The following is a 21,161-nucleotide window of genomic DNA, read 5'->3' as shown; positions in this document are numbered from 1 at the left end:
CCACCGCCTGCAAGCCCCTACGTACCATGCCTGCTACGGTAAAAGTGGCAAACTGCCTGCATGGCTGAGTCGAGCAACCTGCTGGAACAGCTCATCAGCCCACGTTTCGGGATTTTTTGATGGAGCAAAGCCATCAAGGTACCATATATCAACTTTGGCTGAGGTTCTGTGAGGCAGCTCGCCGGGTCGCCAACAATAAGGGTTAAACGGACTGGATAATGAATGAAAAAAAGTGGTAAATCTCCGAGAATAAGGGGCTGGTTGGTTTAAGATCTTTTGTGAAAAAATAGCGTACGTCGACCAATTAGAAAAGGCTTTAAATGAATCTGATTTAGGGGTCGGATGCTTTTTAAAGCTAATGTAGTGTAGCTTGCTTTCGACTTTTGTTTGTATGAGAGTTTTATCAGTAGCTATTGGAAAATCAGATCAAGTCAGAATCTATTTTCTTCGGTAACGGTTTTGTTGTTTTTTATAGAAATTGGGTGGAAATTATAGAGGTTTAAAAGTTAAATTGTATTAATTTATTGGTTAGATAAATTCCTTTAAAGCTAGTGAGTTCTTTTTTTGTTTATCAGTTTTTTGTAGGCGAGTGGTTTCTTGTGTTTGTTGTTTGATTATATATTTTAATTCAATTCATGTAATATAATTAAGTTTCGGTAAAAGAGATATTTTTAAAAGTGAAAAATAATATATTTTGTTTTATTTCTAGACACCAAAATTTGAATACTTATTTGGTATATGGGTTGTTGGCAAAGTTGGTGCCTGCCTTTTTTGTTGTGATGCTTGGTTATTACATGGAGCCAGATGAATTCGGGATAAGTGCTGTATTTATAGCTGTAGTAACAATATTCTCTGGTTTTTTTTCATTCGGAATCGGTGTGCAAGTTGTCAAGGAGTATGAGAATTTAGAAAAAGAAAGATATAAATTGCTATTGTTAACTGGTTTGGTTATTGGTGTTCTTATATGGCTAGTGTGTGTTGTGGTTGTGCTTCTTTTAAGTGATGAGGTATTAGATTTTTTTTCATTAAGCAAAGGTTGGATTATTTTTGGTTTTTGTGTTGCGTATCTTTTGTTTTTATCTGAAATTCTGCTTAAGGTTTTGATGATGAATAAGAATGCGAAAGAATACGGAGTTATATCCTTTGCGCGACAGGCAGGGATGGCTGGTATGGCATTTTTGTTGGTTTATTTAATGGGTGGTTATTGGGAAAATAGGTCCATTGGCTATGTAGCTGGACTGATGTTGTTAGTTTTGTTTTGTGTTCCAGTATCCTTTAACTATATAAAAGGGATTCCTTTTAGGAGTGAGTATTTTAGATCTAGCGTGATGTTTGGTGTTAGTGTAATGCCTCAGATGATATCAAATTGGGTTAAGATGGGCGCGGATAAAATTATATTATCCGGGGTGATGGTTTCTGCTGAACTTGGGAAATATAGTTATATATTTTTCCTGGCATCATTGTTGATGATATTTGGTGCTGCATTAAATAATTATTTGACGCCGGTGATAATGGAGAAATATAAAAAAGCAGAGTTTGATTCAGTGGTAAGATTGCGCTGGAAAGCATTGATTGTTTTGTTTTTTGTGTCTATATCGGCATGGATTTTAGTTGATGAGTTTATGAGGTTTATGCCTTCAGGTTATGCAGTTAGTAGTGAAAGTGCTGCTTGGTTATTGGCGGGTTTTTTTTGTCAATCAGTATATTTGATATATATGAAATACTATATATATACTGATAAAATGATGATGTTGGGTGGGGTTAATGTTTTTTCGGTAATTGTATATTTATATATGATATTTGGGGCAGGGCGTATTGATATTGAATATGCGGCAATGTCTTTTTTTGTATATTCTGTGGTGCTGCTTATTAGTAGTGTTTTGTTGCAGAAGAAATTGTGTAATTAAGATCAATCGCCAGTGTTGAATGTATATGAAAACAAATCGAATTTATGTTTTAGGTGATTCGCATGTCAGGAGTTACGTAGACCTTAAGAATACGAGTTTGTTTTTTGTGGGTTCGAGTAAAGAAAATTGTTTTGTGACAGATGGGAAAGCATTGTGTTTGGCCAGGCGAGTTAGGTTTGTCCTTAGTTTTTTGCCAAGTAGCAGTATTGTTTGGTTAAATTTTGGGGAGCCAGATGCTAGGTTTTATTTAGGAAGAGGATGGCAGCCCTGGAAAGAAGGTGGAAGAAATTATCCATTGCAAGAGAGGGGTGGCAGGAAAAAGTAGATGCATCTTGTGAGCGATAGGTGAGTGTGCTGCGAGGGATTCTAGAAAGATAGAATCACAAAATATCAGTTATGTCGATTGTTGTAAGCCCTCAAAAAGAGCAAAATATAATTTCGAAAAGAATGAATGATAAAATTGAAGCATGGTGCTTGAATAATAATGTTGGTTTTATTGATGTATATTCTTGGACCTTCGATGCTAGTTCAGGTATTAAAGGCAAGTATTGCAGAGATGAAGTCCATGCTTCAAACAGTATATGTTTAAATGAAAATTTGATAGATACTATAAAGCATAGTAGCTGCAAAAAAATACAGTAATGGAAGATTTTTATTTGTCTGCGCTTGGTTTGTTTGTTATAAAAAAACAAGATTTTCAGTGTATGTCTTTAAGGTGTTTGTAAAGAGATTAATTCGTTAGCTTTTTCTTAGTATATATTGATGGGCTTAATGAGAATTCAAGATATTACAATTGCTCTGAGCGATGCAACAAGCTCTAAGATTTTAGATATGTTGGACCGTAATGGAATCTGTCTAATAAGAAAATATATTGGATCTGACGATTTGCTTAAATTGGACAGTGATTTTCAGTCTATTTTTAATTATGAATCAGGAACGGTTAATATAAGCAATCATCCTAGAAATTTAGATGGTATGGTTGCTCGATTAAAATTAGATACCAGCAAGGACAAGGTGCTTGGTGTTTATCAGGTTTTCAAAAGCCAGTTGATGGAAAATGTATCTAAAGAGTATTTTGGTGGAAATGGAATAAACTTAAATGAGGATGTTTTCTTTACCAAAGAATTTGAGAGCTCTGATGATATATTACCATGGCACTTTGATAGACAGCAGTCATTAAAGTTTTATATGAATTTGGTTGATGTGGATGAGAGTAATGAGGCTTTCGAATATGATGTTGGCTCACATAGAGAAGAGCTCTTTAGAGCAAATTGTTATATATTAAAAGGTTTGCCTCTAGGTGATATACCTAATGATATCCCTTTTGTAGAGGTCAGGTGCCCATTGAGAATTGCTGCCGATGCTGGTGATTTGGTGATATTTGATCCTGATGGTTTTCATAAGGCTGGAACGATACAGCCTGGTAAGTGCCGCAAAGTGATTAGGGGGTACACTCACCCAAAACCAAATCACACATATAAAGCGAAGCCGCTAGATTGCTATTGGTGGGTTCAGAGTTGTTTTAATATTTCAAAGTTGTCGTCAAATAAAGCAGGAAGAATATTGCCTGAAAAAAGATTGACGTCTTCAGTTTTAACTCGATTGTATAAATAATTTTATTGTTTTCAGGGAACTCTATGCAGGAAATTAAAATAATTGCTGAGATTGGGATTAATCATAATGGCGAGTATGAGTGTGCTTATGATTTAATAAAAGCATCATCAGATGCAGGAGTGTGGGGGGTTAAATTCCAATATAGAAATCTCAGTAACGCTTATGTGGAAGGGGCTTCAGAGATCGGTGATGAAATGATTTTTGAAGAAATTAAAAGAAATTATCTGTCCCCTAGTGTAATTATTAAGCTCACAGAAGCTGCCCACAAGCTTGGGCTGAAGGTTGGTATAAGTTTTTTTGATGTGACTGATTTGGTTGATTTTAATGGTCAAATGGCTGATTTTGATTTTTTTAAGGTCCCATCTGCAGAATTATGTAATGTGGAATTAGTTAATACGCTACTTTCTTATGATTCACATGTTTATGTGTCATTAGGCTGTCATGACGAAATTCAGATAGATAAGGCTTTTGCGGGATACAAGTATGACAATTGGACCGCAATGCACTGTGTTTCTAATTATCCCGTATCTTTATCAAATGCTAAGCTAGGCTATTTGAAACATATGGCTAACAAATGGGATAAAGATTTTGGGTATTCAAGTCATGATGAAAATTGGGAACTATGCCTGATAGCCATGAGTTTAGGTGCTAGTGTTATAGAGAGACATATTACTTTAGATAAGAATGCTAGTGGATTAGATCATACAACGAGTTCCACGCCAGAAGAGTTTGAGAAATTAGTTTCAATCGCTAAATATTATCCATTTATTATCAGTGGTAATGCAGACAGGGTGCCAAATCAAGGTGAGTTCCTTAATCTCCAAAATTTGGGCAGGTCGTATTATGCAAAAGAAGAAATTTCTGCTGGGGAGCCTATTACCTTGGAGCGTCTGGAGTTCAGATCGCCACGTGTAGGTCTTAGCCAACAGGAAGTAAATGAAGTGATCGGTGCTGAATCGAAGAAGACTTTAAAAATTGGTGATGTGATAAATAAATCCGTTTTCAAAGGTGATGTTGTTGTAAGTGATAAAGCACTAGATTATGCAAAGCGTAATAAGGTTGCTTTGCCGGTACGGCTACATGATATAGAGTCAATTTCAGGTCGTTTTCCTACGGGTGCATATGAGTTTCATCTGTCGTTTGGTGAAGTGCTCTCGGATTTAAGATCAAAAAAATACGATAAAAATAATATATATAGTATTCATCTTCCTGATTATATTAGTCCAACAGAGTTGATCGATCCTTTTTCGAATGATAGCTCGATTCGTGAGAGGAGTAATGAGTTGATTGATAGGACGGTCGATTTTGCTTCACACCTTCAGGAGATAACTGGTAACAACGTACCTGTTGTTGGTAGTTTCAGTTTGGTAGGTGGTGATAAGGATCGATTCTATGAGAATTATACTCAATTATTTGCTAAAATTCGCAACCTTGAGGTCGATGTGTTGCCTCAATGGCTTCCGCCTATTGCGTGGTATTTTGGGGGCTCTGTGGATTTGCATGTTTTCAATGCGCAGTATGATATAGATAAAATTTTAGAATACAAACTCCCTATATGTATGGATGTATGCCATTTATGTATGGGTAAAGAGGTTTTTGGGTTTGATCCAGTTGAGGTAATAGAAAAGCTACAGCCGTTGATCAAGCATATACATATTGCAGATGCTCAAGGTATAGATGGAGAGGGCTTGAATTTTGGGGATGGCGATCCTGATAATCTGGTTGCAATAAAATCGGTTTTAGACTTTGAATGTATGAAGGTTATTGAGGTCTGGCAAGGGCATCTGGATAATGGCGCAGGGTTTGCTGAAGCCTTGAATAGATTGGTAGATTTATGAAAGATAAAAAAAGAGCCCTTATTATTGGTGGTACAGGCCAGGATGGAGCACATATTGCGTACCATTTGTTAGAAATGGGGTGTGAAGTCTATTGCGGTTTTAGGAGGGGATCGGCAACAAATACATGGAGACTTCAGCATTTAGGTGTTTTACAGAAGGTTACCTTAATTAATATTAATGTTGATGAGCCATTTAATTTAGTAGATATCTTTAAATCGGTTAAGCCTGATTTAATATTTCATTTGGCAGGTGAAAGTTTCGTTGCCGACTCATTTGTTCACCCCGTATCAACCTTGCATGCCAATACTATAGGTACGTTGAATGTTCTTGAGGCGCTTCGTCATACAGTGCCGTCCGCAAAGTTGTTTTTTGCCTCTAGCTCTGAAGTTTTTGGAAAAACAGAATCCGGTCACTTATTAAAAGAAGAGGACCGATGTGAGCCAATGAACCCATATGGTATATCTAAAATGACTGCGCAGTCTTTAGTAAAAATGTATCGTGATACTTATGGGATCTTTGGGGTTGTTGGAATTTTGTTTAACCACGAGGGCCCTTTACGAGGAAGAAATTTTGTAACAAGGAAGATTGCATATAATATTGCGAGAATAAGATTAGAAAGTAGTGGTGATCCATTATTACTGGGGTCCCTGGACTCCTCCCGTGATTGGGGTGCTGCTTCTGATTATTCGCTTGCTATGATTAAAACACTTTTGTTAGAAAGCCCGGATGACTATGTATTTGCGACCGGGAAATTAACCTCAGTGAGAGAATTTTTGAAATACTGTGCAGAGTCTGCTGGTTTTCAGCCAGTTTTTGATGGGTCTGGATGTGAGGAAACATGTTACGATGGAATATCTGGTAGGCTATTAGCAAAAGTATCTGAATCTTATTTTAGGCCGCATGATACTAGTGCGCGTGCTGGTTGTTCTAAGAAATTATCTGAAGCAACTGATTGGGCGGGATCAAGGTCGGTTCAAAAAATTGCAGAAGAAATGGTATTGGTTGATTTAAAAAGACGCAAACAGGGTTTGATAAATGTATAGCTCCTTAAAAGATCGATTGGAAGGTTGTGTTTATACGGTTTTTACTCCTTTTAATGAACAAGATGAAGTTGATTATGAGGCGTTAGAGAAATATTTAGTTCATCTGTATAGAACCGGCGCGCGTAAATTTTATGTAATGGCTTATAATTCGCGCTATTCTCAATTAACCAATGAAGAAATATTGGGGTTAAATGAGTTTTGTATTAGGCTATTGAAAACTTTAGACCAAGATAACTTGGTTGTTGTTGCAGACCCTATACATTGTTCTACAAAAGTTTCTACTGAATTTTCGCTTCATGCCAAAGACTGTGGGGCTGATTTGATTTCTCTTATTGTCAGAGAAAAATATTTCTCTGACGAGCAGATCATTGACCATTTTGCACAAGTGGGTTCCGCAAGTTCTTTTCCGATACTAGTTCATGAAATGCCTTTTTTGTCTGGTTTCGATGGTACACAAATGCATTGGCCTGTTAGCTTGTTTAAAAAACTACCGATGGTCCCTGAGATTGTTGCATTGAAGGAAGATGCAAAAGATTTTGATATTACATGTCAGGCGCTAGATTTAGAGCCTAGAATACGTGTAATAATCGCGGGGAAAAAATCCTCGTTAATTCAATATCAGGAGCATGGTGCTAAATCATATCTAAATGGAATATCGATGCTTGATGCAAAGATAGGTGAAAGATTTTGGCAAGCGTGGGTTGATAAAGACCAAGATACTTTGCAGTATATTATAGATGAATTTGAAGCACCTTTTTTTGATGTTTGTGTAGCTAAATATGGCTGGCATCGTACAAATAAAGCGTTGTTGCAGGCTGCAGGATTTATGCATAGGAGAGATAGAATGCCTTTGATGCATCTCAATGATGAAGAGTACGAAGATGTTGAAAATCTTTACGCTGAAATCAAAAATAAAATAGCTGAGTTTTAAACGATGGGATATGTTGCGTTTGTTCCTGCTCGTTCGGGATCTAAAAGGGTCCCGGATAAAAATATTCGTAAGCTCGCTGGTAAGCCTCTTCTTGTCCATACTTTAGAAGCTTTTTCAAATTGCGATAGAGTAAAAAAGGTTATCCTTTCGACCGATTCTTTAGATTATTGGGAATTGGCTAATAAATTTGTCTCTTCAGATAAGTTGGTTTTAGATTTAAGAACTAATGAGGAGGCCGGGGATAAAGTAAAAATATTTGATTATATTAAATCAAATGCAAAAAAAATATTTAAAGACTTTGAGTGTGACGTTTTTTTGATGGGGTTGCCGACAGTTCCTTTGCGGAATTTTAAACAGGTTAACGCGGCTATTGATCTTTTTGAGAACTCTTCAAAACCTGTTTTTTCAGCTGTTGAATACGGCTTTCCGGTTAGTTTTGCTTTTTCAGTGGATGCGGATAATCATTGGCATTCGTTATTCGAACATTCTCCTATGCTTACCGGTAATACTAGGAGTCAAGACCAGGTAGCTGCTTATCATCCTAACGGGGCGATCTATGTTAGGCCAGTCTCTGACTTTAAAGAACAGCTGCATTCGTTATATGAGGGTGCTGTCCCTTATGTTATGGACAGGATTAGTTCTGTAGATATAGATAATGAAGTTGATTTTTTAATTGCGGAATCATTGCACGGAAAGGTTGTTTGATTAATAAATGAAAGGTGAATATGGGGCGGCAGTTCAGTCTATCCTGCAGGCTGAGTTAAAAGGCGATCTTTTATCGCAATATCCTGAAATATGGCCTCTTGTGAGGTATCCTTTCAGTGAATATATTGCAGGACGCTTCCGGAGTTCTTCATCTAAAAAAAGGCGCGGTTTTTTTAAACGCGCTATTTTTCTTTTGTATTCGCTTTGCTCAAAAAATCCGATATTGGCTTGTCGTAAAAAATTTATATTTATATCTCATCCAAGAAAGAAAGTAATATCAGGAAATTGTATAGATATTTACACTCGGCCATTAATTGATTTAACTGGTATTGATGAAGATAGTGCATGCCTCGAAAAGATTGATGAGCATGGTGGACATTTAGGTTGTGGGAGAAATGTATATTATCTAGATTGTTTTTTGTTTGCGAGTTTGTTTTTATCTAAGATATTTATGTTGAACTCTAAAGAAAAACAATTAATTGGTTTTTTGTGTGATAACTTTAGTCATGAAGTTAAATCTTATGAGATAAAAAGGTTTTGTTGTAGTGTTATTAAAAAAAATAAAGCACAAAGTTTTTTGTGGGGTTTATATTTTAAAATTTCACAGGCAAAAATCGTATTTGTTGTAAACGGTGCAGGAAATGAATCGGTAATCTTGGCTGCTAAACGTAATGGTATCACTACGATTGAATTGCAGCATGGTACTCCTGCGCAAGGTAAATTAAATTATGACTATCCCGAAGGGTTTTTGAAACAGTGTTTTTGTGATTATTTCTTCTCCTTTGGTAATAAAGTGCTTTGTTCCGCTAACCTTCCTGTACAAAAACAACGTATTATCCCTATGGGTTTTCCTTTCTTGGAAATGAGGAGAAGTGAAGTCTGTTCTGCTGTAAAAGACAGAGTGCTTGTTATTTCACAACCAAACCTAAGAGATGTTTTAAAACAAATTTTGCCTAAATTGGCACTGGAATGTTCTAAGCCAATATATATAAAACTTCATCCTGGAGAAGTGGAATATAAATCTACTATCCAATCTTATTATAAGAATTATCCCTCTATTCATGTCGTAGATGACACTGACTTTGATTTATACGAATTATTTTCACTGTCTGAGGTTGTTTTGGGTTTTTTCTCAACTGCCTTGTATGAAGCCGTTGAGTTCTCTGCTCGTGTTGTTGTGTTGTCTAATGAATTTATGAGCAAATCTGCTATAAATGTTGATATTGATAAAGCCATGGAACCTGCTATAAACGGTGGTTTTATGCATAAAGTTTCAAATATGTCTGAATTAATTGATGAATTATCTCTAAGTGCCCCGCAAAATTTAGTGAATAGCCCGAGAATTTTTCTCCCCTTTGATTCAGATAGGTTCTTATCCGTAATTTGTGCGATCGAGGCGGATAGATGAAAAAGCTTTTTGCGATTTGTGAAAATATGGATGATAAATATGGAGGTCCTGCAGTATCGCTTGCTTCTTTAGTAAACCATATATCAAAAAAAATTCCAGTAGAGTTGGTTTCTGTCAAACTTAATTCAGATGAGAAAAATTCCACATTAAATTCTAATGTTATGTGGTCGACTTTTTCCTTGACTGGCCCTAGGTCACTTATGTTCTCGCTTGGTCTTTTTCTTTATTTGTATCGTAATGTTTCAAAAAACGATGTTATTTATTTGAATAATCTTTGGAACTTGGTTTCATTGTCTTCTTATTTGATAGTTATTCTTAAGGATTGTGATTACGTTGTTGCGCCGCGAGGTAGTCTTTTTCCGTGGGCGCTCTCTCAGAGCAAAATAAAAAAGAAAATTGCTTGGTGGCTTTTTCAAAAATCTGCAATTGCTAAAGCAAATGTAATACATGTTACTTCGGATGAGGAAAGCAAGTGTGTTCAAGAGCTTGGCTTTTGTGTTACTCGAATTCTTATGTTGCCTCATGGTATAGATTTTCCGAGTAAACCTTCTCATCCGGTGTCTTCTGACCTACATTTTTTCGATGATAAAAAACGATATTTTATTTTCCTGTCTAGGCTTCATCAAAAAAAAGGTTTAGATATACTTCTTGATGTCTGGGTTGATATTTGTAAGCGTTTTCCTGATTGGGTGCTTCTTGTAGTGGGTCCGGATTATGGGGATTATGTTTCTAAAATTAATACTATTTCTTGTCCGCAAATACAATATCTCGGTTTTGTCAGAGGTTCTTCGCGTTTTGACCTCTTGCGTAGGTCGGAGTTTATGGTTTTGCCATCGTATACAGAGAACTTTGGGGTTGTAGTTGGTGAGTCTTTATCCTGCTCCACTCCAGTCTTAACTACTACTAATACCCCATGGGATGTTTTGAATAAGTTAAACTGTGGTGCCTGTGTTGGGCTTGATGACTTCCCGTCAAGCTTGGCCTCTTTCCTGCAAAAAACATCTTTAGAGCTTTCTGAAATGGGTGCTATAGGTGAAAAATTAATTCTTGACGAATACAGTTGGAATAAAAAATCCGATGATTTTATTGAGCGATGCTGTCAATGTTAGCATACGACAATATTCATAAGTCTATTGGGATTCTGTTTTTTGTTCTAGCTTTATTTCCATGGGTTTCTTTTGGTTTGAATTCTTTTGATTCACAGCCTTGGTATATTGTTGTAGGTGTTTTTTTTCTGCTATTGTCGACCCCTTTTATAAAGTTTTCTTTTTATTCTTTTTTTGCTTTTTTGGTTTTAGCAACTGGTGTATTTTTGTCTTTTGTTTATTCGTTTTTTGTGTCCCCCGATTTTTTTCTTCTTCTCAGGGGTGTGTTTTCCTATGTTGGTTTTGGCCTGTCAGTTGTATGCTATTTTGTTTTTTGTTCTCGATATTCTGCTCCTGTCTTTGTTTTCTTAATTGCAAATTCTATTTATTTGTTTGTTGCTCTGTTGCAGGCTTTATTTGATTTTGATTTTTCTTATCTTTTGAATCAAAGAACAACTTTAGACCGGGGTGTACCTTCTTTAACGCCAGAGCCTACCTATTTCGGTATTCTTCTTGTTTTTATGTCTTGGCTTTATATTTATAATTCATGGCATTTTTTTCGATATGTTAGAGTGTTGTTGTTTTTGAATTTGTTGTTTATTTTTTTTGTGGCACAGTCTTCGATGGCTATTCTTTATGTGATTTTATTTGGGATTGTTGCTTTTTTGTTTAGATTGAACTTTAAGTTTTTTTTGTTTTTTGTAGGATTTGTCCTCCTGTCTTTTTTTGTTTTGTATTTTTTTGGTGAAGGAACTCGCCCATTTCGGTTGATTACTTATTTTTTGGATGGTGGTCTTTTAGGACTGATTGAAAGAGATGCCAGCATAAACTTTAGAGTGTCAAGTGTTTTTTTGCCGTATTTTTCAATATGGCAGAATTTTTTTATGCCTGGTGGATTTGCTGGGATTTATCAATATTCTTTTGATTTCTTTGATTTTTTTAATGGTTTTTTCTGGTATGGAAGTCATGTAAAAATAATGTCATTTTTTGGGGCTTTCTTATTTGAACTTGGTATTTTTGGTTTGTTTTTTTGGGTTCTGGTTTTTTTTAGATCGATTATTTCATACCGTGTTCCATTTGCGACTGTTATCTGTTTGTTTTTGATTTTAAATAGCGCGATTCCCGTGGCGTTTCCGCTTGTCGGCTTTCTGGTTGCTGCATTTGCAGTTAATCGGCAGCAAATTAATTAAGGTAAGTGAGGTATTTAAATGCGTAAAGCTCTTATCACCGGTGTTACTGGTCAAGATGGTTCATACTTGGCAGAGTTTCTTTTATCAGAAGGGTATGAAGTTCATGGCATTAAGCGCCGTGCATCTTCTTTCAATACTCAAAGAATTGATCATGTTTATCAGGACCCGCACGTTGAGCATAAAAACTTTATTTTACATTACGGCGACTTGACGGATAGCTCTAATTTAACGAGGATTTTGCAAGAGGTTCAGCCTGACGAAGTGTACAATCTAGGTGCTCAGTCTCACGTTGCTGTTAGTTTTGAGTCACCTGAGTATACTGCCGATGTGGATGCTATGGGGACTTTGCGTCTGCTTGAAGCCATTCGCTTTTTAGGTTTAGAAAAGAAAACTCGTTTTTATCAGGCGTCCACGTCTGAGTTGTATGGCCTTGTGCAGGAAACGCCGCAAACAGAAACGACTCCATTTTATCCGCGTTCTCCTTATGCTGTAGCCAAACTTTATGCTTATTGGATTGTGGTTAACTATCGTGAGGCTTATGGCATATATGCCTGCAATGGTATTTTGTTTAATCATGAGTCCCCTCGTCGTGGTGAAACTTTTGTTACGCGTAAAATTACCCGCGGGTTGGCTAATATCTCTCAAGGCTTAGAATCCTGCCTCTATATGGGCAACCTGGACGCACTGCGTGATTGGGGGCATGCTAAAGATTACGTACGCATGCAATGGTTAATGTTACAGCAGGATACACCTGAAGATTTCGTTATTGCTACCGGTAAGCAATACAGTGTTAGGCAGTTTATAGAGTGGTCTGCTATTGAACTAGGTATCACGTTGCGGTTTGAAGGTGCTGGTGTTGACGAGGTTGCTGTCGTTGAGTCTGTTTCCGGCGATAAAGCATCAGCGGTCTCTCCCGGTGATATAGTTGTCCGTGTTGATCCCCGTTATTTTAGGCCAACTGAGGTCGAAACTTTGTTAGGAGACCCTTCGAAAGCAAGAGATTTACTCGGTTGGGTACCCGAAATTTCAGTCCAAGAGATGTGTGCTGAAATGGTCTCTGAGGACCTCAAAGTTGCTTGCCGTCACGCACTGTTAAAAAAACATGGTTATGATTTGCCGGTCGCTCTAGAGGGTTGATATGAAGCAGGAAAGTACAGCTGTTTATGTTGCAGGCCATAATGGTATGGTTGGCTCAGCCATAGTACGGCACCTCCATGGGCTTGGTTGCCATAACATTATTACAGCAGATCACTCAGAACTTGATTTAACTAATCAAAGCCAAGTGGCGGATTTTTTTGCTGCCAATAATATTTCGCAGGTTTACCTTGCTGCAGCAAAAGTGGGCGGTATTATTGCAAATAATTCTTATCCTGCTGATTTTATCTATAACAACCTCATGATTCAGGCAAATGTGATACATGCCGCTCATGTTCAGGGTGTTCAGAAACTCCTTTTTCTAGGTAGTAGTTGTATATATCCGCGTCTGGCTTCACAGCCTATGTCTGAAGCAGTGCTGCTTACAGGCGAATTGGAGCCGACTAATGAACCTTACGCTATAGCGAAAATTGCCGGAATTAAGCTATGTGAGAGTTATAATCGACAGTTTGGACGTGATTACAGGTCAGTTATGCCAACGAATTTGTATGGTACGCATGACAATTTCCATCCTGATAACAGTCATGTTATCCCAGCGATGATGTCTCGTTTCCATTTTGCAAAATTGGCTCGGGAGCCATCTGTTGCGGTTTGGGGAAGTGGCAAACCTCGGAGGGAGTTTCTTCATGTAGATGAAATGGCCTCAGCCTGTGCCCATGTCATGGCGCTTTCTAATGAAGTCTATTCCTCGCATACAGAGCCGATGCAATCACATATTAATATAGGTTCTGGGTTAGATTATTCTATTCTTGAACTAGCCCATTTAATGGCTGAAGTGGTTGAATATCCTGGGGAAATTGTTTTTGATACGTCGAAGCCTGACGGAACTCCCCGAAAACTCTTGGATGTGTCAAGACTTAATGCGCTTGGCTGGTCTGCACAAAAATCACTTCAACAGGGTTTACTAGAAACCTATGAGTGGTTTGTGACAAATTTGAATTCTATTCGCCAGTAATGTACCGGGAAGAATATTGATGCTAATACCTGTAGTTATGGCGGGCGGGACTGGAAGCCGTTTATGGCCTTTATCGCGTGAGCTTAATCCCAAACAGTTTCTTAAGTTGGCCGAAGATCAAACGATGCTTCAAGCTACTCTTAATCGGCTTGAAGGCCTAGATTGTGCTGCGCCAATTGTAATATGTAATGAACAACATCGTTTTCTGGCTGCAGAGCAATTGCGCCAGTCAGATGAAGCACATAGCGCTACAATTTTATTGGAACCCTGTGGCCGCAATACAGCCCCTGCTATTGCTTTGGCGGCTTTGCAGGCCATGAGAAAAGGTGACGATCCGGTTTTACTTGTGCTTGCTGCTGACCATCTCATTGAAGATGTTGATGCTTTTCATGCAGCCATCAATTCTGCGCTCTTAGCTGCAGAGTCCGGTAGGCTTATTACTTTCGGTATAGTTCCTACCCAACCTGAAACCGGTTACGGCTATATTCAGCGTGGTGACAAAGTTGCTAATTCACTATGGGAAATTGCTAGGTTTGTTGAAAAGCCTGATCGTGAAACTGCTCGTGAGTATGTTCGCTCCCAGGATTATTACTGGAATAGCGGTATGTTTGTTTTCAAAGCCAGTGCGTACGTCAAGGCATTATCGGAATTTGCACCAGATATACTTAAACATTCTGAACGTGCTTTAGAGCTGTCTGTTAATGATCTGGATTTTGTGCGATTGGATAGTAACGCTTTTGCCCAGTGTCCCGATGTTTCAATAGATTACGCAGTGATGGAGCATAGCCAAAATGGTGCAGTAATACCGCTGGATGCCGGTTGGAGTGATATAGGGTCATGGTCGACTTTATGGGAAGTCTCCCCTAAGGATTCTTCTGGCAACCATTTCAAGGGTGATGTTATCGCAATAGATTGTAAAGATACGTTGGTGCGTGCGGAAAGTCGTCTAGTTACAGTTTTAGGTGTTGAAGACTTGGTGGTTGTTGAAGATAAAGACACTGTTTTGGTTGCGCATAAAGAGCATGTCCAGAATGTTAAGTCAGTTGTGAATATACTCAAAAAGCAAAGTCGCCAAGAAGCTATCAACCATTGTGAAGTGTATCGTCCCTGGGGTAGGTATGAGGCGGTTGATACTGGTAAACGTTATCAGGTTAAGCGAATCACGGTTAAACCGGGTGGTCGACTGTCACTGCAAATGCATCACCATCGGGCGGAGCATTGGATAGTGGTCAGCGGTACGGCACGTGTTACCGTTGGGGATCAATCAGAAATGCTGACAGAGAATCAATCTACCTATATCCCAATTGGTGCCGTTCATCGCCTTGAAAATCCCGGTAAAGTGCCACTTGAGCTGATAGAAGTTCAGTCAGGTAGTTATTTAGGAGAGGATGATATTGTTAGGCTTGATGATCAATATGGCCGTGATTAAGAGGCGCTTGGAATTTGAAGGTTTCACTTGTTACTGTTTGTTTTAATAGCGATACCACGATTAAAGATACTATCGAATCGGTTCTATCACAGAGTTACCCTGATATTGAATACATCATTATTGATGGGGCCTCCACTGATAAAACTCTTGATATTATTAACGCTTATTCCGATCGTATCCACAAAGTTGTTTCGGAGCCAGATCAGGGTATATATGATGCTATGAACAAGGGGATTAAGCTCGCTACAGGTGATGTCATTGGCATTCTTAACTCTGATGACTTCTATCCCAATCAGCACGTTATTCAAGACGTTGTAAATCAATTTGAGCTTGATCAAGATGCTGATATGGTTTTAGGTGGTGTTGAGTTTGTCAGAAGCGATAATTTATCTCGTGTGATTCGTCGTTATTCATCAGTTGGTTTTCTCCCTTGGCATATGCGTTTTGGTTGGATGCCCCCACATCCTGGTTCATTTATGAAATCCGCTGTATATCGTCAGGTTGGCTATTACAAATTAGGTTTTAAAATTGGGGCGGATTATGATTTCTTTCTTAGGGCATTGTGTGTAAAAAAACTCAGATATCGAACTGTAAACTCTTGTTGGGTAAAGATGCGAACTGGAGGTATCAGCACAAGTGGCTTAGAGAGTTTTAAGGTAATTACTCGAGAGATTGTTCTTTCGGCGCGAGAGTGTGGCATATATACAAATTCTTTATTTGTTGCGTCACGGGTTATTTTCAAGCTTCTACAGTTGAGATGACGGCTTAATGTTACATGTCTTGCTTACAGGTGTATCAGGCTTTGTTGGTCGAAGGCTTGCACACACCTTGATCGAATCCCGAAAAGTTCAGGTTAGAGTTTCTGCGCGAAATAGCAATTCGAGTATTGAGGGGCTTGCGCCATTCCATGCAGAGTTGACCCCATCGTTTGACTGGATGCTTGCACTGCAGAATTGTGATGTGGTAGTGCATACTGCCGCCCGTGCTCACATCATGAAAGAGGAAGTGGTTGATCCGCTAGCTGAATACCGTCGGGTTAATGTTGAAGGTACGCTAAATCTTGCGCGGCAAGCCGCTGCGGCAGGGGTGAAACGCTTTATTTTTATCAGCTCGATCAAGGTGAATGGTGAGCAAACGCCTTTAGGTAAACCATTTTTGGTTGATGATGCGCCCGCACCTGAAGATGCTTATGGTATTTCCAAATGGGAAGCTGAGCAGGGCTTACAGAAATTGGCAATGGAAACAGGTTTGGAAGTGGTGATTATCCGCCCACCTCTGGTTTATGGCCCGGGTGTGAAAGGTAACTTTGCGAGTCTGATTCAGTTGGTAAAAAAAGGGTTGCCACTGCCGCTTGGGGCTATACATAACCGGCGCTCATTGGTTGGGCTGGATAATCTGGTCGGCTTGATTATCACCTGCATTGAACACCCTGCAGCGGCCAATCAAGTTTTTCTGGCTGGAGATGGACAGGATTTGTCGACCAGTGAACTTTTACGTGGTGTGGCTAAAGCGGTTGGTAGGTCTTCTCGTTTGATTCCTGTGCCTGCTTCAATCCTGATGCTTGCTGCAACGCTGTTAGGTAAAAAGCCGATGGCGCAGCGGTTGCTTGGTTCTTTGCAGGTGGATATTTCTAAAGCGCGGGATCTGCTGGGATGGGAGCCACCGGTGTCGGTAGAAGAAGGTCTAAAGCGTTGCTTTGTGAGTAATGACGAGACTGTGTAATACTGAATAGGCTAAGTTGTCTGCAATAACCTGTTGTTTTTTTTAGGCTTGTCTGAGGTTTTTTTGAGGAATATGTGTTGATTCGCTTTTTAGATTTGGTGTTTGCATTTTTAGGGTTAGTGTGTGGTTTTCCAGTATTGCTGGTGCTTATACTAATTGGGCTGTTCGATACCGGATCACCGATTTTTCGTCAGATCCGAGTGGGTCGCGATAAACAACCGTTTACCTTAGTTAAATTTCGGACGATGAAAAAAAATACGGCATCGGTTGCGACTCATTTAGCCAATAGTGCTTCAATTACCCCCTTTGGGCATTTCCTTCGCAAAACCAAACTGGATGAGTTACCACAGTTGTGGAATGTATTAAAAGGAGAGATGAGTTTGGTGGGGCCGCGTCCAGGGCTTTTTAACCAAGAAGAACTCATTATAGCTCGACAGAACAATGGCGTATTTGCAGTGCGGCCGGGAATCACTGGATTGGCACAGATAAATGCAATTGACATGTCGACGCCGGAGTTATTGGCTGAAACTGATCGGCAAATGATTGATTCGATGAGTCTAAAGAATTATTTCCGTTATATCTTCCTTACAGTGGTGGGTAAAGGTAGCGGCGATAGGGTAAAAAACTAAGTTTTAAGGGTATTGAATGAATGTCAGTTACGCATCTATCCTCAGCGTAAACTGACGTATATGTGGCGATCAAATTAGGCAATAGTCTTCTGTTCGCACGATGGTCTGTCAGTTATCCTGATCTCGTTGTGCTTCTGCGTGATTAGATGTTTGTTGTATTAAGCCTCACCGAACATTTAGTTGCTGCCGGTGTATGGTTATTTCTGGAGTTAGCATGGATTCCACCCCTTACGTAAACCACTCTTTGCATTCCCGGTTGATGTCGCTTGGCCGCACGCGCAAAAAAATCATTATGGTTGTTGCTGATCTGTGTGTGCTGCCTCTGGCGCTGTGGTCGGCCTATGCACTCAGGCTTGCCGAGTGGTGGCCATTACCTATGCTGCAAGAGGCGCTACCTTTATTTTTTCTGATTCCCCTGTTAGGTATTTTTGTTTTTGTGCGCCTGGGGTTATATCGGGCCGTTGTCCGTTATATGGGTACCCAGGCGATCTGGGCGGTATTAAAAGGCGTTATTCTTCTTTCTCTATCGCTCTATGGTCTTGCTTACTTTCTTGATATTTCGCCATTTCCTCGCTCAGTGCCGGTAATTTTTGCGATGTCAGCTCTAATTTATGTGGGCGGTAGCCGTTTGTTGGTACGTAGCTATTACCATTGGTTATTAAAGCACTATATAGAAAAAGAGCCGGTGTTGATCTACGGAGCAGGTGGTTCGGGGGTGCAATTAGCAACGGCCATTGCGGGTGGGGCAGAGTACATACCCGTAGGCTTTGTTGATGACGATCCTGCTCTTTGTGGAGGTACGGTCTATGGTCTGCCGGTGTATCCGCCATCGGCAATCTCCGTGTTATTGAATGAGCTTGATGTATCACATGTATTGCTCGCACTCCCTAATATCACCAAGCAACGACGGCGTCAGATTCTGGAGTCCCTGGCTGAGTTTCCAGTTCATGTTAAGACAATGCCTTCTATGGCTGAGCTGGTTTCAGGCGAGTCCGTTGATAGTCTTCGTGAAGTCGAATTAGAAGATTTGTTAGGGCGTGATCCGGTACCGCCGAATCAGGCCTTATTGTCACGCTGTATCGAAGGTAAAGTGGTGTTGGTCAGTGGCGCTGGTGGGTCGATTGGTTCGGAGATCTGTCGTCAGGTGTTGCGTCAAAAGCCGGATGTACTGGTTCTGTTCGAAGTCAGTGAGTATGCGCTATATAGCATTGAACAGGAGTTAATGCTGGAGCTCATGTCATTATCTTCGTCGACGCGGATTTACCCTGTTTTGGGCTCTGTGGTAGATCGAGCACGGGTCGAAAATGTAGTCAGGCATTTTGCAGTTAACACTATTTACCATGCAGCCGCTTATAAGCATGTACCCTTGGTGGAACACAATATTTTTGAGGGTATCCGCAATAATGTTGAGGGTACCTTGGTCCTGGCTGAAGTAGCACAAGCCTTGTCGGTGGAGCACTTTGTGCTGATTTCTACTGATAAAGCGGTTCGGCCAACGAATGTGATGGGCGCGACTAAGCGGCTTGCCGAGCTGGTACTTCAGTCTTTGGCGCTGGATAGTGACACTACAACGTTCTCAATGGTGCGCTTTGGTAATGTGCTAGGTTCATCTGGATCAGTGGTGCCGCTGTTTCGGCAGCAAATTGCGCAGGGGGGGCCCGTCACTGTGACTCATCAGGATATCACCCGTTATTTTATGACGATTCCTGAAGCGGCGTCCTTGGTTGTTCAGGCGGGGGCCATGGCGCAAGGTGGTGATGTGTTTGTGTTGGATATGGGCGAGCCGGTGAAAATCATTGACCTAGCGACACGAATGATTCGGCTGATGGGTTATGAGGTTAAATCTGGTGATTCCCCCGAGGGTGATATTGCTATTGCAGTCACTGGATTACGCCCCGGTGAAAAACTCTATGAAGAGTTGCTGATAGGGGACAATGTTGCCGGTACCGCGCATCCGAAAATTATGCGGGCTTGCGAAGAGATGCTAAGCAGGGAACAGATTGCCCGAATATTGGAATTGCTTAATATAGCTATGTCTCAGAATGACCATACGGCAGCACGAATGGCTTTGCAGCAGGCGGTCAGTGGATTTAAACCCGTATCTCCTGTTGTTGATTGGCTGGCCAGCAGCCAGCCAATCAACAAGCCCATTCACTAACCCGGTTGGCGTTTTTTAACCGCCTGGCGGATCAGTGCAGCAAAGATGCCAAGCATGCCACCCAAAATGAGTGAGAGTGCCAGGATCATGGCGCGTTTTGGCTTTAGCTTCTGAGGGTCTGCTACCGCAGGGGTGCGAGAAAATGCCAGCTGCATGGTGGTTGGGAAAATTTCTGACTCCAGTTTGGCCACTTGTTTTTGCATGGCGGTAATACTGTCGCTAAATGCGATATCAGATGTGCGATTTTTCAGCATCTCTATTTTTCGGTTTTTGGCCAACATCTGTAGCTCGGCTTCCAGCTCGCGGATGGTTTCATCAGGAAAGAAATCATCTGGCCGGGTTTTCAGCTGAATGAGCTCTTCGCTCAGCATTTTTGTACCACGAAAATATAGCGGATCGTTATCGTTGCGTAACTGGACTTCAACCTTATTACCATTGACAGCTGAAGAGCCTTTGGTGGGTTCGAGGATGCCCAGTGCTTTTGCTGTGGCGTACGCCTCTTCCAGTAGCTTGAATCTATCGTTCAGTTGCGCTTGATACAGTTGTTTTTGTGCAGCGAGCTGGTCTTCAAGCTCCCTTAGCTTTAACTGGTGGGCTTCTTCCAATCGGGTGATCTGGTTGAGTCGCTCGGCTTTGAGTTGTTCGCTTTCAAGCGTAACCTTTTGTTCTAGCTGCGCCAGTGTGGTCTCCCGTGCGCTGGCATAGCGCTCTTTATATCGTTGTTGTAAGGCCTTGGTGGCAAGGTCGGCAAGCCTGTTCAGTTCGGCCGCTGCAACCATGGGGTTGTTGGTGTTTATCTTCACGGTCCATGGGTAAAGGCCATTGCCTTTCTTTTCATCACTTTTGCTGAGAGTGATTAGCTTATCCAGATTTTTCAGGCGTTCGATCTGAGTTTTCCCCGGGTACAGTTTATCTTTGAGCTCTGGTGCTGTCTGGTTGATAAATGTTTCCCGTGTAGAGATAGATTGTAGCTCGGTCACAAAATCCGTCAGCGGTTCCTGACTGCTAATCTGAGAATAGAGTGTTAAGCCGGTCAGGGGAGATAATGTGGCCGGATCGGGTTGGGTCAAATGTAGCGTTGCTTTGTAAACCGGTGTTTGGCTAAAAGCAAAGATGGCACCTGCAATCAGTGTGAAAATTGAAACGCCAATAATCAGCAGCTTTTCTTTCCAAAGGCCTTCAATTAACTCGAACAGATCGATTTCATCACTCTGAAGTTTTGAGGTATCTGGTGATATTTCCATGGCGTTATCTAAAATCCGATTTGTGAATTTTCAGACTGCATCTTATCGTAATCGATAATGTTTTGCTTTACTTGGCTGTCTAAATGCAGGGGCGACTTGGACCTAGCAAGATCTGCTTATGGCTACATGCCTAGGGGTATGAACCAGT

General features: G+C 40.3%; 17 protein-coding genes and 1 pseudogene. 16 read left to right on the top strand and 2 right to left on the bottom strand.

Features of this window, described 5'->3' with window-relative positions:
• Positions 1-4: 4 nt before the first annotated feature.
• Positions 5-147 (bottom strand): annotated as a pseudogene (locus ACFVYJ_RS12140) (MnmC family methyltransferase); the annotation flags it as partial.
• A 530-nt stretch (positions 148-677) separates the two neighbouring features.
• Between ACFVYJ_RS12140 and ACFVYJ_RS12135 the strand changes: the two are divergent.
• The 16 genes from ACFVYJ_RS12135 to ACFVYJ_RS12060 all read left to right on the top strand — a co-directional run bounded on the left by ACFVYJ_RS12135 (position 678) and on the right by ACFVYJ_RS12060 (position 19,769).
• Entirely contained in the window at positions 678-1,907 is a 1,230-nt protein-coding gene (locus ACFVYJ_RS12135; RefSeq protein WP_419414788.1) for a lipopolysaccharide biosynthesis protein, read from the top strand.
• A 771-nt stretch (positions 1,908-2,678) separates the two neighbouring features.
• Positions 2,679-3,521, top strand: coding sequence for a phytanoyl-CoA dioxygenase family protein (locus ACFVYJ_RS12130; RefSeq protein ID WP_419414789.1), 843 nt, complete (start codon positions 2,679-2,681; stop codon positions 3,519-3,521).
• Between the two features lie 23 nt (positions 3,522-3,544).
• Positions 3,545-5,359: an N-acetylneuraminate synthase family protein gene (locus ACFVYJ_RS12125; protein WP_419414790.1), complete on the top strand. Its 1,815-nt coding sequence runs from the start codon at positions 3,545-3,547 to the stop codon at positions 5,357-5,359.
• Positions 5,356-6,402, top strand: a complete 1,047-nt coding sequence (locus tag ACFVYJ_RS12120) for a GDP-mannose 4,6-dehydratase (RefSeq protein ID WP_419414791.1) — start codon at positions 5,356-5,358, stop codon at positions 6,400-6,402. Before ACFVYJ_RS12125 ends, ACFVYJ_RS12120 begins: the two co-directional genes overlap by 4 nt.
• Positions 6,395-7,333, top strand: coding sequence for a dihydrodipicolinate synthase family protein (locus ACFVYJ_RS12115; protein ID WP_419414792.1), 939 nt, complete (start codon positions 6,395-6,397; stop codon positions 7,331-7,333). The genes ACFVYJ_RS12120 and ACFVYJ_RS12115 overlap by 8 nt, the downstream gene beginning before the upstream one ends.
• Positions 7,334-7,336: 3 nt before the next feature.
• Positions 7,337-8,038, top strand: coding sequence for an acylneuraminate cytidylyltransferase family protein (locus ACFVYJ_RS12110; RefSeq protein WP_419414793.1), 702 nt, complete (start codon positions 7,337-7,339; stop codon positions 8,036-8,038).
• Between the two features lie 7 nt (positions 8,039-8,045).
• Positions 8,046-9,446, top strand: a complete 1,401-nt coding sequence (locus tag ACFVYJ_RS12105; protein WP_419414794.1) for a hypothetical protein — start codon at positions 8,046-8,048, stop codon at positions 9,444-9,446.
• A complete protein-coding gene (locus ACFVYJ_RS12100; protein WP_419414795.1) occupies positions 9,443-10,555 on the top strand; it encodes a glycosyltransferase in 1,113 nt (370 codons plus the stop codon). The genes ACFVYJ_RS12105 and ACFVYJ_RS12100 overlap by 4 nt, the downstream gene beginning before the upstream one ends.
• A complete protein-coding gene (locus tag ACFVYJ_RS12095) occupies positions 10,549-11,721 on the top strand; it encodes a hypothetical protein (RefSeq protein WP_419414796.1) in 1,173 nt (390 codons plus the stop codon). Before ACFVYJ_RS12100 ends, ACFVYJ_RS12095 begins: the two co-directional genes overlap by 7 nt.
• An 18-nt stretch (positions 11,722-11,739) precedes the next feature.
• Positions 11,740-12,858, top strand: a complete 1,119-nt coding sequence (gene gmd, locus ACFVYJ_RS12090; RefSeq protein WP_419414797.1) for a GDP-mannose 4,6-dehydratase — start codon at positions 11,740-11,742, stop codon at positions 12,856-12,858.
• A gap of 1 nt (position 12,859) precedes the next feature.
• Complete coding sequence (fcl, locus tag ACFVYJ_RS12085; protein WP_419414798.1) at positions 12,860-13,831, top strand: GDP-L-fucose synthase; 972 nt, start codon at positions 12,860-12,862, stop codon at positions 13,829-13,831.
• A 19-nt stretch (positions 13,832-13,850) separates the two neighbouring features.
• Positions 13,851-15,260 (top strand): mannose-1-phosphate guanylyltransferase/mannose-6-phosphate isomerase, encoded by a 1,410-nt coding sequence (locus ACFVYJ_RS12080; protein WP_419414799.1) that lies wholly within the window; start codon positions 13,851-13,853, stop codon positions 15,258-15,260.
• Positions 15,261-15,274: 14 nt separating this feature from the next.
• A complete protein-coding gene (locus ACFVYJ_RS12075) occupies positions 15,275-16,021 on the top strand; it encodes a glycosyltransferase family 2 protein (protein WP_419414800.1) in 747 nt (248 codons plus the stop codon).
• A gap of 7 nt (positions 16,022-16,028) precedes the next feature.
• Positions 16,029-16,982 carry a UDP-glucose 4-epimerase family protein gene (locus ACFVYJ_RS12070; protein WP_419414801.1) on the top strand — a complete coding sequence of 318 codons (954 nt, stop codon included), beginning with the start codon at positions 16,029-16,031 and terminating at the stop codon, positions 16,980-16,982.
• Positions 16,983-17,059: 77 nt separating this feature from the next.
• Positions 17,060-17,611: a sugar transferase gene (locus ACFVYJ_RS12065; protein ID WP_419414802.1), complete on the top strand. Its 552-nt coding sequence runs from the start codon at positions 17,060-17,062 to the stop codon at positions 17,609-17,611.
• Between the two features lie 214 nt (positions 17,612-17,825).
• Positions 17,826-19,769 (top strand): polysaccharide biosynthesis protein, encoded by a 1,944-nt coding sequence (locus ACFVYJ_RS12060; RefSeq protein ID WP_419414803.1) that lies wholly within the window; start codon positions 17,826-17,828, stop codon positions 19,767-19,769.
• Here the strand turns inward: ACFVYJ_RS12060 and ACFVYJ_RS12055 are convergent.
• On the bottom strand, positions 19,766-21,013 hold the full coding sequence (locus ACFVYJ_RS12055) for a Wzz/FepE/Etk N-terminal domain-containing protein (RefSeq protein ID WP_419414804.1): 1,248 nt from the start codon (positions 21,011-21,013) through the stop codon (positions 19,766-19,768). The two genes, ACFVYJ_RS12060 and ACFVYJ_RS12055, sit on opposite strands and share 4 nt — an antisense overlap.
• Positions 21,014-21,161: the final 148 nt, after the last annotated feature.

It is taken from the genome of Pontibacter sp. JAM-7 (genome assembly GCF_048548695.2).
GTDB lineage: Bacteria > Pseudomonadota > Gammaproteobacteria > Pseudomonadales > Balneatricaceae > Neptuniibacter.
Note: the sequence above shows the minus strand (reverse complement) of the source record. Positions and strands in the feature narration are given on the sequence as shown.

Coding starts and splice junctions, on each gene's coding strand:
- ACFVYJ_RS12130 (WP_419414789.1), top strand. CDS start 2,679: ATGAGAATTCAAGATATTACAATTGCTCTGAGCGATGCAACAAGCTCT.
- ACFVYJ_RS12125 (WP_419414790.1), top strand. CDS start 3,545: ATGCAGGAAATTAAAATAATTGCTGAGATTGGGATTAATCATAATGGC.
- ACFVYJ_RS12120 (WP_419414791.1), top strand. CDS start 5,356: ATGAAAGATAAAAAAAGAGCCCTTATTATTGGTGGTACAGGCCAGGAT.
- ACFVYJ_RS12115 (WP_419414792.1), top strand. CDS start 6,395: ATGTATAGCTCCTTAAAAGATCGATTGGAAGGTTGTGTTTATACGGTT.
- ACFVYJ_RS12110 (WP_419414793.1), top strand. CDS start 7,337: ATGGGATATGTTGCGTTTGTTCCTGCTCGTTCGGGATCTAAAAGGGTC.
- ACFVYJ_RS12105 (WP_419414794.1), top strand. CDS start 8,046: ATGAAAGGTGAATATGGGGCGGCAGTTCAGTCTATCCTGCAGGCTGAG.
- ACFVYJ_RS12100 (WP_419414795.1), top strand. CDS start 9,443: ATGAAAAAGCTTTTTGCGATTTGTGAAAATATGGATGATAAATATGGA.
- ACFVYJ_RS12095 (WP_419414796.1), top strand. CDS start 10,549: ATGTTAGCATACGACAATATTCATAAGTCTATTGGGATTCTGTTTTTT.
- gmd (WP_419414797.1), top strand. CDS start 11,740: ATGCGTAAAGCTCTTATCACCGGTGTTACTGGTCAAGATGGTTCATAC.
- fcl (WP_419414798.1), top strand. CDS start 12,860: ATGAAGCAGGAAAGTACAGCTGTTTATGTTGCAGGCCATAATGGTATG.
- ACFVYJ_RS12080 (WP_419414799.1), top strand. CDS start 13,851: ATGCTAATACCTGTAGTTATGGCGGGCGGGACTGGAAGCCGTTTATGG.
- ACFVYJ_RS12070 (WP_419414801.1), top strand. CDS start 16,029: ATGTTACATGTCTTGCTTACAGGTGTATCAGGCTTTGTTGGTCGAAGG.
- ACFVYJ_RS12060 (WP_419414803.1), top strand. CDS start 17,826: ATGGATTCCACCCCTTACGTAAACCACTCTTTGCATTCCCGGTTGATG.
- ACFVYJ_RS12055 (WP_419414804.1), bottom strand. CDS start 21,013: ATGGAAATATCACCAGATACCTCAAAACTTCAGAGTGATGAAATCGAT.